At 62.3% G+C, this 13,440-nt stretch carries 14 protein-coding genes; 10 read left to right on the top strand and 4 right to left on the bottom strand.

Translation table 11 applies throughout. From position 1 onward, the window contains the following. Positions 1 to 88 precede the first annotated feature (88 nt). The 6 genes from LIX93_RS11445 (at position 89) to ntrC (ending at position 5,357) form a co-directional block, all read left to right on the top strand. Entirely contained in the window at positions 89 to 640 is a 552-nt protein-coding gene (locus LIX93_RS11445; protein WP_226504148.1) for a chorismate mutase, read from the top strand. A gap of 97 nt (positions 641 to 737) precedes the next feature. Further along, complete coding sequence (locus tag LIX93_RS11440) at positions 738 to 1,274, top strand: DUF4124 domain-containing protein (protein WP_226504147.1); 537 nt, start codon at positions 738 to 740, stop codon at positions 1,272 to 1,274. Further along, positions 1,271 to 1,939, top strand: a complete 669-nt coding sequence (locus tag LIX93_RS11435) for a DUF4124 domain-containing protein (protein ID WP_226504146.1) — start codon at positions 1,271 to 1,273, stop codon at positions 1,937 to 1,939. Before LIX93_RS11440 ends, LIX93_RS11435 begins: the two co-directional genes overlap by 4 nt. Positions 1,940 to 2,101: 162 nt before the next feature. After that, entirely contained in the window at positions 2,102 to 2,494 is a 393-nt protein-coding gene (locus tag LIX93_RS11430; protein WP_226504453.1) for a cupin domain-containing protein, read from the top strand. Positions 2,495 to 2,838: 344 nt separating this feature from the next. Next, entirely contained in the window at positions 2,839 to 3,924 is a 1,086-nt protein-coding gene (gene glnL / locus LIX93_RS11425) for a nitrogen regulation protein NR(II) (RefSeq protein WP_226504145.1), read from the top strand. Continuing rightward, entirely contained in the window at positions 3,921 to 5,357 is a 1,437-nt protein-coding gene (ntrC, locus tag LIX93_RS11420; protein WP_226504144.1) for a nitrogen regulation protein NR(I), read from the top strand. The genes glnL and ntrC overlap by 4 nt, the downstream gene beginning before the upstream one ends. Positions 5,358 to 6,288: 931 nt before the next feature. Here ntrC and LIX93_RS11415 read toward each other — a convergent pair. Next, a complete protein-coding gene (locus LIX93_RS11415) occupies positions 6,289 to 6,741 on the bottom strand; it encodes a hypothetical protein (protein ID WP_226504143.1) in 453 nt (150 codons plus the stop codon). Here LIX93_RS11415 and trmL point away from each other — a divergent pair. Continuing rightward, entirely contained in the window at positions 6,740 to 7,195 is a 456-nt protein-coding gene (trmL, locus tag LIX93_RS11410) for a tRNA (uridine(34)/cytosine(34)/5-carboxymethylaminomethyluridine(34)-2'-O)-methyltransferase TrmL (RefSeq protein WP_226504142.1), read from the top strand. The genes LIX93_RS11415 and trmL overlap by 2 nt on opposite strands. 172 nt (positions 7,196 to 7,367) lie before the next feature. Here trmL and secB read toward each other — a convergent pair whose 3' ends face one another. From secB to LIX93_RS11395, 3 genes are read right to left on the bottom strand one after another with little or no spacing between them, the layout of a single operon-like run. Beyond that, on the bottom strand, positions 7,368 to 7,856 hold the full coding sequence (secB, locus tag LIX93_RS11405) for a protein-export chaperone SecB (protein ID WP_226504141.1): 489 nt from the start codon (positions 7,854 to 7,856) through the stop codon (positions 7,368 to 7,370). A 41-nt stretch (positions 7,857 to 7,897) separates the two neighbouring features. Next, complete coding sequence (gene grxC / locus LIX93_RS11400) at positions 7,898 to 8,152, bottom strand: glutaredoxin 3 (RefSeq protein WP_226504140.1); 255 nt, start codon at positions 8,150 to 8,152, stop codon at positions 7,898 to 7,900. Position 8,153: 1 nt separating this feature from the next. Beyond that, a complete protein-coding gene (locus tag LIX93_RS11395; protein WP_226504139.1) occupies positions 8,154 to 8,567 on the bottom strand; it encodes a rhodanese-like domain-containing protein in 414 nt (137 codons plus the stop codon). A 326-nt stretch (positions 8,568 to 8,893) separates the two neighbouring features. Between LIX93_RS11395 and gpmI the strand changes: the two genes are divergently transcribed. The 3 genes from gpmI to LIX93_RS11380 all read left to right on the top strand — a co-directional run bounded on the left by gpmI (position 8,894) and on the right by LIX93_RS11380 (position 13,438). Beyond that, the gene (gene gpmI / locus LIX93_RS11390; protein WP_226504138.1) at positions 8,894 to 10,429 is read left to right on the top strand and encodes a 2,3-bisphosphoglycerate-independent phosphoglycerate mutase; all 1,536 of its coding nucleotides are present in this window, start codon (positions 8,894 to 8,896) and stop codon (positions 10,427 to 10,429) included. Between the two features lie 221 nt (positions 10,430 to 10,650). Further along, positions 10,651 to 11,964 (top strand): murein hydrolase activator EnvC, encoded by a 1,314-nt coding sequence (locus LIX93_RS11385; RefSeq protein WP_226504137.1) that lies wholly within the window; start codon positions 10,651 to 10,653, stop codon positions 11,962 to 11,964. Between the two features lie 91 nt (positions 11,965 to 12,055). After that, a complete protein-coding gene (locus LIX93_RS11380; RefSeq protein ID WP_226504136.1) occupies positions 12,056 to 13,438 on the top strand; it encodes a S41 family peptidase in 1,383 nt (460 codons plus the stop codon). Positions 13,439 to 13,440: the final 2 nt, after the last annotated feature.

Below are 13,440 nucleotides of genomic sequence, written 5' to 3'. Positions count from 1 at the left end.
CACAAGTCTCGTGCCGATCAGGGCTTGCCGCTCTCCCGCCACTTGCCGACAATGCCCGACACCACACCAATAAGATCGAGCCCTGCCCATGCCCAGACTCCACATCCTGCCGCTGCTCCTGTGCGCCATCGCAGCCTGCACCCAAGCCAACGCTGCTCCGGCCCCGGCCAGCCTCGACCCGCTAATGCAGAGCATCGAGCAGCGCCTGGCCATCGCCGATCAAGTGGCCCTGAGCAAATGGGACAGCCGCAAGGCCGTCGAAGATCGCCCTCGCGAGCAGACGGTCATCGCCACTGCTGTAGACCTGGCGCCGCAGTACCAACTGGACGGTGCACTGGTCGGACAATTTTTCGCCGCCCAGATAGAAGCCAACAAACTGCGTCAATACGCGTTGCTGTCGCGCTGGACACTGGCAGGCGCCGCGCCGGATTCGCCTCGCCCTGACCTGGTCGGCACCATTCGTCCGCAACTCGACGTCCTGCAAAAGCGCTTGCTGCAGCAACTCGCGGCATTCGCTGTGTCGCGCGCCGATCCACAATGCCCGCAGTGGCTGGCGACAGCGACGCACAAGGCCGCTGGCGATGAGCTGCAGCGCCTGGCCCTGATCCGCGCCACCGCCGAGCTTTGCGCGCGGCCCTGAGGGAATTAACGCGGTACCGATGGGGCGCGATGTACTCTATGCTGATGCCGGTCAAGGCTATCCCGCGATCGCGCCTATTCTTGCCCTGGAAACCTTCATGCGTTCATGCATTATCTGTCTGCTGCTGGTGGTTGCTGTCCCGGCCTCGGCGCAGATCTACAAGTACACCGATGCCAACGGCAATACGGCCTATAGCAGCCAGAAGCCCGAGGGCATCAAGGCCGAGACCGTCGAGCTACCACCGCTCAACAGCATCGAGAGCCAGCCGCGCACTGCACCTGGCGCCACCCGACAAACGCTTCCCGTCGTGCCACAGCAACCGCCCTATGCGGTGCTGGAGCTGACCGGCCTGCCCACCGAAGAAGCCCTGCGCGCCAACGGCGGCAGCTTCACGGTGGGCGTGCACCTGGAACCCAAACTGTTCGGCGACGATCTGCTGCAGCTGGTGCTCGACGGGCAGCCCTATGGCCAACCCAGCAATGTCCCCTTCATGCAGTTGGTAGACATCGACCGCGGCGATCACAGCCTTGCGGTGCAGGTGCTCAACAATGGCACGGTCCTGCAGACCAGCGCCACGCAGACCTTCACGGTGCAGCGCATCAGCGTCAACTCGCCGGCTCGGCCCAAGCCATGATGCGCACTGCCCTTTCGGCGCTGCTCTGCTTGTTGCTGACCGTGGCCAGCGGCGCCAGCGCCGAGGTCTACACCTACACCGACGCTCAGGGCAATCAGGTGTTCACCGACCAGCCGCGCAAGAACGCCAAGCGTGTGCCGTTACCGCCCAGCAACAACCTCAACCAGACCCCGCTCACGGTAAAAAAGAGCCCGGCAACGCCTGCCAAAAAAGCCCCATTAAAAGTAGTGACGCACTACGACATGCTGCGCATCCTTGCACCGGAGCCCGATGGAACGGTCAACCAGAGCAGCGGCGAACTGGTAGTGACGGTCACCAGCGATCCGGCGTTGTATGAGGGCGACCAGTACCAGATCCTGCTGGATGGCAATCCTGTCGGCTCACCCGGCACCAGCCCGGTGATCATGATCAAGCCCGTAGACCGCGGCCTGCACCAACTGGCCGCGCAAATCATCGACAGCGACGGCGAGACCGTCGAGCGCACGGCGCCTCAGAAGCTCAACATGCAACGTATCTCCCTGGCGCAAAAACGCCGCAACGATCCCTGCGAGGAGGCCGACTGGGGTGTGCGCCCCGAATGCCCGCTGTCGGCCAAGCCGTGCGAGAAGGACGACTACGGCGTCCGGCCGCAATGCCCACTGTCGATGAAGCCAACAGACAGCTGAGTCAAAGCTTGTAACAAAGCGATGGCCGCTGCACGCACGAAGGGAAATGAAAGGGGGTTAAATGCTCGCCATCCGCCTCCTAAGCTGCGCCGCTCATTACAATGACAATCGAGCAAACAGCCTATGTTGCGTCCCATCACCTGCCTCGCTTCAGCCCTTGCAATGCTTTTCGCGGCTTCTCAAGCCAGCGCCGGTCAACCGGCCGGAGTGCAATCCTCAGTCCTGGTCAAGAGCGAGGCCTCTTGGGAGGGCACGTCCTACGCCGCCTACCCTGCCGGAGCGCCCGAGCTCTCGGTGATCAAAATAACCATCCCTGCTAACACCTCGCTCGCCTGGCACAAGCATCCGATGCCTAATGCAGCGTATGTCCTGTCCGGAGAATTGACCGTAGAAACCCAGGACGGCAAGCAGCGCAAGGTACTGGGCCAAGGCGAAGCACTGGCAGAGATGGTTGAACGCCATCACCGTGGCACTTCAGGCGCGACACCCACCGAGCTGATCGTCTTCTATGCCGGCAGCAAGGATATGCCGCTGTCGGTTCCTGTACCCGAGTAACCCTCTCCTCGCCCGGCGCATCGCACTGATGCTGCCGGGTCGCCTTGGCACCACGCCCTTCGCAAAATGACTCTCCTCCCGGCCGAACCTGAACGACAGTGAAACATTTTGGTGCATAATTTTGTGCGCCAGATCACCAATTAGCCCATTTTGGTTCGCGATAGGCCATTCCCAGCGATCACGCGGCACCAAATGGACCGTATTTGCACTATTTCGAGAAATAAGCGCTTCTTTTCGGAGCCTTGGTTTGGTTTTTGCAGTTTCAGTGCATCAGCAGACTATTCGCGCACGCAAGCCGGACACGCCGGGCTTTGCAATGGGCCAAAAGGGGTCAACGACAGCTAATGACCATCAGTGATGCACTGCACAGACTGTTACTCGACAACCTCACCACTGCCACTATTCTGCTCAACGCCGATCTGCGCCTTGAGTACATGAACCCGGCAGCCGAAATGCTGCTGGCCATCAGCGGCCAGCGCAGCCATGGGCAATTCATCAGCGAACTGTTCACCGAGTCGGCCGAAGCCCTGAGCTCCTTGCGCCAGGCGGTCGAGAAAGCCCACCCCTTCACCAAGCGCGAAGCGATGCTCACCGCGCTGACCGGCCAGACCCTGACCGTCGACTACGCCGTGACCCCGATCCTCAGCCAAGGCGCGACCTTGCTGCTGCTCGAAGTCCACCCGCGCGACCGGCTGCTGCGCATCACCAAAGAGGAAGCGCAGCTGTCCAAGCAGGAAACCACCAAGATGCTGGTGCGCGGCCTGGCCCACGAAATCAAGAATCCACTGGGCGGCATTCGCGGCGCGGCGCAGTTGCTGGCCCGCGAGCTGCCCGAAGAAAGCCTCAAGGACTACACCAACGTCATCATCGAAGAGGCCGACCGCCTGCGCAATCTGGTCGACCGCATGCTCGGCTCGAACAAGCTGCCGTCGCTGGCGATGACCAACATCCACGAGGTGCTGGAGCGCGTCTGCAGCCTGGTCGACGCCGAAACCCAAGGTGGCATCACCTTGGTGCGCGACTATGATCCCAGCATCCCGGACGTATTGATCGACCGTGAACAGATGATCCAGGCCGTGCTCAACATCGTGCGCAACGCCATGCAAGCCATCAGTGGCCAGAACGAGTTGCGCCTGGGCCGCATCAGCCTGCGCACCCGCGCCATGCGTCAGTTCACCATTGGCCATACGCGCCACCGCCTGGTGAGCAAGATCGAGATCATCGACAACGGTCCCGGCATTCCTGCCGAACTACAGGAAACAATCTTCTATCCAATGGTCAGCGGCAGGCCCGACGGTACCGGTCTCGGGCTGGCCATTACCCAGAACATCATCAGTCAGCATCAAGGGTTGATCGAGTGTGAAAGCCATCCTGGCCACACCACATTTTCGATCTTCCTGCCGCTGGAACAAGGAGCCGCTTCGTCATGAGCCGTAGTGAAACTGTCTGGATCGTCGATGACGACCGTTCCATCCGCTGGGTGCTGGAAAAAGCCTTGCAGCAAGAAGGCATGACCACACAGAGTTTCGACAGTGCCGACGGCGTCATGAGTCGCCTGGCTCGCCAGCAACCTGATGTGATCATCTCCGATATCCGCATGCCTGGCGCCAGTGGCCTGGACTTGCTGGCGCGCATCCGCGAGCAGCATCCGCGCCTGCCGGTGATCATCATGACCGCGCATTCGGACCTCGACAGCGCCGTGGCGTCGTACCAGGGCGGTGCGTTCGAGTATCTGCCCAAGCCGTTCGACGTCGACGAGGCAGTGTCGCTGGTCAAGCGTGCCAACCAGCATGCCCAGGAACAGCAAGGCCTGGCCGAAGTGCCGGCCCTGACACGCACCCCGGAAATCATCGGCGAAGCGCCGGCGATGCAGGAAGTCTTTCGCGCCATCGGCCGCCTCAGCCACTCCAACATCACCGTGTTGATCAACGGCGAGTCGGGTACCGGTAAAGAGCTGGTGGCACACGCACTGCACCGCCACAGCCCGCGGGCGGCGTCGCCGTTCATTGCCTTGAACATGGCGGCGATCCCCAAGGACTTGATGGAGTCCGAGCTGTTCGGCCATGAAAAAGGCGCGTTCACCGGGGCCGCCAACCTGCGCCGTGGCCGCTTCGAACAGGCCGATGGCGGCACGCTGTTCCTCGACGAGATCGGCGACATGCCGGCCGACACCCAGACGCGACTGTTACGCGTGCTGGCCGATGGCGAGTTCTATCGAGTGGGCGGACATACGCCGGTCAAGGTCGATGTGCGCATCATCGCCGCCACGCACCAGAACCTTGAAACCCTGGTGCATGCCGGCAAGTTCCGCGAAGACTTGTTCCACCGCCTCAATGTCATCCGCATTCATATCCCGCGCCTGTCGGACCGTCGCGAAGACATCCCGACGCTGGCCAAGCACTTCCTCAGCCGCGCCGCGCAAGAACTGGCGGTCGAGCCCAAGCTGCTCAAAAGCGAGACCGAGGAATACCTGAAGAACCTGCCGTGGGGCGGCAACGTGCGCCAGCTGGAGAACACGTGCCGCTGGATCACGGTGATGGCGTCTGGCCGTGAAGTGCACGTCAGCGACCTGCCTCCAGAGCTGCTGAGCTTGCCGCAGGACAGCGCGCCGGTGACCAATTGGGAGCAAGCGCTGCGTCAGTGGGCCGATCAGGCCCTGGCGCGTGGGCAGTCGAGCCTGCTGGACAGCGCGGTGCCGAGCTTCGAGCGGATCATGATCGAAACCGCGCTCAAGCACACCGCCGGGCGTCGCCGTGATGCCGCAGTGCTGCTGGGCTGGGGCCGCAACACCTTGACGCGCAAGATCAAGGAGCTGGGCATGAAGATCGATGGTGGCGATGAGGATGATGGCGACGACGCCTGATAACCCCTGACTACACCGCAACTCCATGTGGGAGCGGGCGTCAACGCTCGCTCCCACAGTTGTTTTTGATACACCGCAAACTCCGCGCTTTGGTGCACACCTGCACCCGAATGCACCGCTGCAAGGCGTTATGAACCAAAACGGACAAAGCTGAAAGTATCAAACGAATACCCCCGCAGGTGGAATTCACCCACTTCGAAAGCGCTGAAGGCCTGTAATCAAGGGCTAGCAGGACATCTGGATAAAATTTTTTACATCCTTGATCGAAACTGGCACGACGCCTGCAATAACCCTTGCAAGACACAGTTTCGGGGGTCTTGGTACAGGCAGGCCGGGAATCCCCTTCTTTACACCGGAACGTACGGGCACCCAGGTAAGACCCGATATTCCACCCAGTTTCAGGGACTTTGGTACAGGCAGGCCGGAGATTCCCTTCTTTACACCGCAGACGCTGGCCTACAACACCAGCGATGCACAGCAGTTCTTGGGGACCTTGGTACAGGCAGGCCGGGGCTTCCCTCTTTTACACCGCAACACCGCAGACGCCGAACCGCAGCACCGGCGATGCACAACAGTTTTTGGGAGCTTTGGTACAGGCAGGCCGGAGATTCCCTCTTTTACACCGCAACACCGCAAACGCCGGACCGCTACATCGGCGATGCACGACAGTTTTTGGGAGCTTTGGTACAGGCAGGCCGGAGATTCCCTCTTTTACACCGCAACACTGCAGCCGCCGGACCGCTACACCGGGGATGCACAACAGTTTTGGGGGCTTTGGTACAGGCAGGCCGGAGAACCCTTCTTTACATCGACATCGAGTACGCGACAGCCCAGAGCCCGCGCCGCTCCTCCCGTTTTTCGGGGACCTTGGTACAGGCAGGCCGGGGCTTCCCTCTTTTATCCGTCAACTCCCCCATCGCGACCTCCCCCCTCAAGGGGCAAGCGCTTCGCGCACCTTCACTTCGAAACGCCACCGCCCGTCGACCTTGGCACCGGACCAATCGCCCTGCAATGCACGAGCGGCGATCACCGTCAGCAACAATCCCTGATCGCCCTGCTGCACCCTCCAGTTGGCTTGCCGCCCGTCTACCGGCAACTGCCCCGCACCGGGCCGCCCGTGGGCATCGAAGACGATCGCCAAGGTGCCGTTGGTGAATTCGGCGTGCAGCTTGGGTTCCTCGTTGAACCACAACACCAGGCCTGCCGGCTGTATTTCGATCCGATCCAGCACCCGCGGCTCGGGCGCAGTGACTTTACCGATCATCATCCCCACCAGCAGGCTGAACAAGGCGATGGCGCCGAGGAACTTGGGCCAGAGTTTTGATCGTGGGTCTTGCTCATCAGGGGTAGAATGCTGCCCGTCTTTCAGTTCGGAGCCGTGCATGTTTCACGTCATCCTTTTTCAACCAGAGATTCCGCCGAATACCGGCAACATTATCAGGCTCTGCGCCAACAGCGGCTGCCACCTGCACTTGATCGAGCCGATCGGTTTCGAGCTGGACGACAAGCGCCTGCGCCGCGCCGGGCTCGATTACCATGAATACGCCCCGCTCAAGCGCCATGCCGACCTGGCCAGCTGCCTCGAAAGCCTCGGCCAGCCGCGCCTGTTCGCGTTTACCACCAAGGGCTCGCAGCCCTTCCACGACGTGGCGTTCCAGCCGGGCGATGCTTTTCTGTTCGGGCCCGAGAGCCGCGGGCTGCCCAACGAGGTGCTGGATGCCCAGCCCGACGGCCATCGCCTGCGCCTGCCCATGCGCGAGGGCTGCCGTAGTCTGAACCTCTCCAACACCGTGGCGGTGGCGGTATACGAGGCCTGGCGCCAGCAAGGTTTCGCCTGAGCGGGCCTCTTCGCGAGCAAGCTTTGCTCCCACGGTGCAAGCCGAACCAGCGACGTACGCATGTGGGAGCAAGGCTTGCCCGCGAAGAAGCATTCAGCAGCGCCATCGCAGGCGCGCTGTATCACTACAAAAAAACGCCCCGAGGGGCGTTTTTTCATGACCGCAGGCTCGCTTACTGAACCGATGGGGTCTCGCCAGCTTCCTGCATGCGCTGCAGCTCTTGCGCGTACAGGGCGTCGAAGTTGACCGGGGCCAGCATCAGTGCCGGGAACGAACCGCGGGTCACCAGGCTGTCCAGGGTCTCGCGCGCGTACGGGAACAGGATGTTCGGGCAGAACGCGCCCAGGGTGTGGCTCAGCGCTGCGTCGTCGAGGTTCTTGATCAGGAAGATACCAGCCTGCTGGACTTCAGCGATGAAGGCCACTTCGTCACCATTCTTGACGGTAACCGACAGGGTCAGCACGACTTCGTGGAAGTCGGCTTCAAGCGATTTTTGACGGGTGTTGAGGTCCAGCGCAACGCTCGGCTCCCACTGCTGACGGAAGATGGCCGGGCTTTTCGGCGCTTCGAACGACAGGTCGCGTACATAGATACGCTGCAGGGAGAATTGCGGAGCGGTTTCGTCTTCGGTGCTCGCTGCGGTGTTCGGTTGGTCAGTCATTGCGGGATCCTTGTCACTTCAAAGTCTAACGGGAATAGGGTTCAGGCCTTGCCGAGCAACACGTCGAGCTTGCCGGCGCGCTCCAGGGCGTAGAGGTCGTCGCAGCCGCCCACGTGGGTCTCGCCGATCCAGATCTGCGGCACCGAGCTGCGCCCGGCCTTGCTGGTCATCTCGGCACGCACCTGGGGCTTGCCGTCGACCTTGATCTCGGTGAAATCGACACCCTTGCCTTCGAGCAAGGCCTTGGCGCGCATGCAGTAGGGGCACCAGTCACTGGAGTAGACGACGACGCTCATATCACTTCACCAAGGGCAGGTTGTCGGCCTTCCAGCTGGAAACACCGCCGGACAGTTTGGCGGCGGTAAAGCCGGCCTTGAGCAGTTCGCGTGCGGTGGCGCCGGCGTGCTGGCCCATGGCATCGACGACGATCAGGGTCTTGGCCTTGTGTTTTTCCAGTTCAGCCATGCGTGAGGCCAGTTTGTCCTGGGGAATGTTCAGCGAATCAACGATGTGGCCGGTGCTGAAATCCTTTTTGGCGCGGATGTCGATGACCACGCCCTGGTCACTGTTGACCAGTGCGGTCAGTTCGCGGCAGCTGAGGCTTTTACCACCACGGCTGGTCTCCAGCGACAGCAGCAAAGCCAGCAGCACGGCGAAGATGCCGACCAGCAGATAGTGATTTGTGGCGAATTCGATCAGGTGAGCGACCATCAGGAGGTTCCAGGGCGTTAAAATGCCGGCCAGTATACACGGGCACCGGGGTGGGCCAAAGCATGCAGTATGCCCATGACACCGGTTTAATCGGGAACTGTGATAGGCGGTAGGCTGTCTGCTGAGGCAACAATGGGCACCCTTGCGGGAACGGACTCTGCCCGCGAAAGCGCCAGTAGTACCAACACCCTGACGCGCCTTGCTGGCCCCTTTGCGGGCAGAGCCCGCTCCCAATGCGGACTGCAGTGTGCAATCAGAACCTCGGCAAACACTGCGCGGATGCCCTAAAATGCCCTTCTATCCTCTAACAAAATGAGTGGGATCTAATGACTGCCACGCCTAAACCTCTGGTCCTGATCATCCTCGATGGTTTCGGTCACAGCGAAAGCCATGACGACAACGCCGTGTATTCGGCGCGCAAGCCGGTCCTCGATCGCCTGGTCGCGACCCAGGCCAACGGCTTGATTTCGGGCTCAGGCATGGACGTCGGGCTCCCCGATGGCCAGATGGGCAACTCGGAAGTCGGCCATATGAACCTCGGCGCCGGGCGCGTGGTGTACCAGGACTTCACCCGGGTCACCAAGGCCATCCGCGACGGCGAGTTCTTCGAGAACCCGACTATCTGCGCTGCGGTCGACAAGGCCGTGGCCGCCAGCAAGGCCGTGCATGTCATGGGCCTGCTGTCCGAAGGCGGCGTACACAGCCACCAGGATCACCTCGTGGCCATGGTCGAACTGGCCGCCAAGCGAGGCGCCGAAAAAATCTACCTGCACGCCTTCCTCGATGGCCGCGACACGCCGCCGAAAAGCGCGCAGTCGTCCCTCGAACTGATGGATGCCACCTATCAGCGCCTGGGCAAGGGCCGCACGGCCAGTATCATTGGCCGTTACTTCGCCATGGACCGTGACAACCGCTGGGATCGCGTCAGTGCCGCATTCAACCTGATCGTCGACGCAAGCGCCGAGTACCACTCAGGCACCGCGGTAGAGGGTCTGCAAGCCGCCTACGAGCGCGGCGAGAGCGACGAGTTCGTCAAGGCCACCGTGATTGGCGAAGCCGTCAAGGTCGAAGACGGCGATGCCGTGGTGTTCATGAACTTTCGCGCCGACCGCGCCCGGGAGATCACCCGCCCGTTCGTCGAAGCCGATTTCAGCGAGTTCGAGCGCAAGCGCCAGCCAAGACTGGCCGGCTATGTGGGCCTGACCCAGTATTCGGCAAAAATTCCGGCACCGGCGGCCTTCGCCCCTGGCAGCCTGCACAACGTGCTCGGCGAGTACCTGGCCGATAACGGCAAGACCCAGCTGCGCATTGCCGAAACCGAGAAGTACGCCCACGTGACCTTCTTCTTTTCGGGCGGCCGCGAAGAGCCCTTCCCCGGTGAAGAGCGCATCCTCATCCCGTCGCCCAAAGTCGCCACCTACGACCTGCAGCCGGAAATGAGCGCCCCAGAGGTGACCGACAAGATCGTCGACGCCATTGAAAACCAGCGCTTCGACGTCATCGTGGTCAACTACGCCAACGGCGACATGGTCGGCCACAGCGGCATTCTCGAAGCGGCAGTCAAAGCTGTGGAATGCCTGGACACTTGCGTCGGCCGCATTGTCGAGGCCCTCGAAAAAGTCGGCGGCGAAGCGCTGATCACCGCCGACCACGGCAACTGCGAGCAGATGTCGGATGAATCCACCGGCCAGGCGCACACCGCGCATACCACCGAGCCGGTGCCGTTCATCTACGTCGGCAAGCAACCGCTCAAGGTCCGCGAAGGCGGCGTGCTCGCCGATGTGGCACCGACCATGCTGTACCTGATGGGCATGGACAAGCCGCAGGAAATGACCGGGACTTCGATTCTGGTCAAAGCCTGAAAGCGGTGGTGATCTGCCGATCGCCTTCGCAGGCGAGCCTTGCTCCTGCAGATGTACATCTGTGGGAGCAAGGTTGCGCGTTTGGCGGCCGAGAAGGCTTCGTGCCCTGCACAACGCCCGCCCCGTACACGAAGCCTGAGCAGCATTCATGTTCAGGCGTTTTTTTTGCCGCTCGCGGCGGGCATACTAGGCCCGTCCCTCTCCCTGGTATCGCCCGCCCCATGCTTCGCGCCCTGATACTCATTGCCTTGACTTGCCTGTTCGGCACGGCCTATGCCGACGAACGCGCACAAACCCAGCAACAGCTCGATGCCACGCGCCAAGACATCACCGAGCTGAAGAAGGCCCTTGCCCAGGTGCAGCAGGAGAAATCCGGCGTGCAAAAAGACCTGCGTACCACCGAGACCAAGATGGGCGAGCTTCAAAAGCAGGTGGAGGCCCTGCAACAGCAACTAAAAAAGACCCAAGCCGAGCTCCAGCGTCTCGATGAAGAGAAGCAGAAGCTCGAAGCGGCCCGCAAGGAACAGCAGCGCTTGATCGCCATCCAGGCGCGCGCGGCCTACCAGAATGGTCGCCAGGAATACCTGAAACTGTTGCTCAACCAGCAGAATCCAGAAAAATTCGCCCGCACGCTTAGCTACTACGACTACATGAGCAAGGCGCGGCTGGCGCAGCTGCACGCCTTCAACGAAACCCTGGTGCAACAGGCTGCGGTGCAGAAGGACATCGACCTGCAACAGGCCCAGTTGCTCGCCCAGCAAGGCAACCTCGACAGCCAGCGCCAGGAGCTCGACGGCGTACGCAAGGAGCGCCAGGCTGCCTTGGCCAAGCTCAACGACCAGTACAAGGCCAGCGACCAGAAACTGCAGGCCCGTCAACAGGATCAAGCCGACCTCGCCAACGTCCTCAAGACCATCGAGGAAACCCTCGCCCGCCAGGCCCGCGAAGCTGAAGAGGCGCGCCAGAAAGCCCTGCTCGCCCAGCAGGAGGCCGACAAGCGCGCCCGTGAGGCCGCCGCGGCAGCAGCTGCCGCGAAGGCCAAGCCAGAGCAGGAAGAAGCCGCTGCCCCGGCACCCCAACGCCCCAAAGCGACGCCCGGCGCAGTGGTTTCCAGCGGCGGTGCGACCTTCGGCGGCGAGTTTTCTGCGGCCAAGGGCAAACTTCCATGGCCGGTTGATGGTCGACTGCTCGCACGTTTCGGCGAAACCCGCGGCGACGATGCTCGCACCAAGTGGGACGGGGTGATGATCAGCGCCAGCGCCGGCAGTACGGTACGCGCCGTGCATGGTGGCCGCGTGGTGTTCGCGGATTGGTTGCGCGGCGCCGGACTTCTGGTCATTCTCGACCATGGCAACGGCTACCTGAGCCTGTACGGACACAACCAGACCCTGCTCAAGGGGGCTGGTGACGTAGTAAAAGCCGGCGACGTGATTTCGACGGTCGGTACCAGTGGTGGGCAGGATACCCCCGCCTTGTATTTCGCCATACGCCAGCAGGGGCGGCCCGCCGACCCTGAGCAATGGTGTCGTGGTTAAGCGCGAAACCTCAACAAGGGCGTTCTGGCGGTCATTGACTGTCACGCCGATGCCCCGAAAGGCGCAAAACCAGGATTAGGAGTTGTTCGACATGCTGCATCTGTCCCGCCTTACCTCGCTGGCCCTGACGATCGCCGTCGCCATCGGCGCGCCCCTGGCCCATGCCGCCGATCCGGTAGCGCCGTCGCCGACGCCTCCCGCGTCGATCCCGGCCACCACCATCCCTGCCAAGGCGCCGACCGCTTCGCCCGCTCCGGCTGCTGCCAAGCCGCCGTTGCCGCTCGAAGAGCTGCGCACCTTCGCCGAGGTCATGGACCGCATCAAGGCGGCGTATGTCGAACCCGTTGATGACAAGACCCTGCTGGAAAATGCCATCAAGGGCATGCTCAGCAACCTCGACCCGCACTCCGCCTACCTTGGCCCGGAAGACTTCCAGGAGCTGCAGGAGAGCACCAGCGGCGAGTTCGGCGGCCTGGGCATCGAGGTCGGCGTGGACGACGGCTTCGTCAAGGTGGTCTCGCCCATCGACGACACCCCTGCCACCAAGGCGGGCATCCAGGCCGGCGACCTGATCGTCAAGATCAACGGCCAGCCCACCCGCGGCCAGACCATGACCGAAGCCGTCGACAAGATGCGCGGCAAGATCGGCGAAAAGATCACCCTCACGCTGGTGCGCGACGGCGGCAACCCCTTCGACGTAACCCTTGCCCGCGCCACCATTCAGGTCAAGAGCGTCAAGGCGCAGATGCTGGAAAACGGCTACGGCTACATCCGCATTACGCAGTTCCAGGTCAAGACCGGCGAAGAAGTCGCCGCCGCCCTGGCCAAACTGCGCAAGGACAACAACAAGAAGCTCAACGGCCTGGTGCTGGACTTGCGCAACAACCCTGGCGGCGTGCTGCAGGCGGCTGTCGAGGTGGTCGACCACTTCATCAGCAGCGGTCTGATCGTCTACACCAAGGGCCGCATCGCCAACTCCGAACTGCGCTTCTCGGCCACCGGTCACGACCTGAGCGAAGCCGTACCGCTGGTGGTGCTGATCAACGGCGGCAGCGCCTCGGCCTCGGAAATCGTCGCCGGCGCCCTGCAGGATCACAAGCGCGGCATCCTCATGGGCACCGACAGCTTCGGCAAGGGCTCGGTACAGACCGTGCTGCCGCTGGCCAATGACCGCGCACTGAAGATCACCACCGCGCTGTACTACACGCCCAACGGCCGCTCGATCCAGGCCCAGGGCATCGTGCCGGATGTCGAGGTGCGCCCTGCCAAGATTACCAACGAGTCCGACCCCGAGAGCTTCAAGGAAGCCGATCTGCAAGGTCACCTGGGCAATGGCAACGGCGGCGCCGAGCGTCCGAGCCCGTCGGGCAAGGCACCGGCCAAGACCAACAAGGCGCGGCCGCAGGATGACGACTTCCAGCTGAGCCAGGCCCTGAGCCTGCTCAAGGGCCTGAGCGTGACTCGCAACAATTGAGT

The sequence above is a fragment of the Pseudomonas sp. MWU16-30317 genome, assembly GCF_020515695.1.
In the GTDB taxonomy this organism is placed as follows: Bacteria; Pseudomonadota; Gammaproteobacteria; order Pseudomonadales; family Pseudomonadaceae; genus Aquipseudomonas.
The sequence above is the reverse complement of the archived record's forward strand: the minus strand, read 5'-3'. Positions and strand labels throughout refer to the sequence as shown.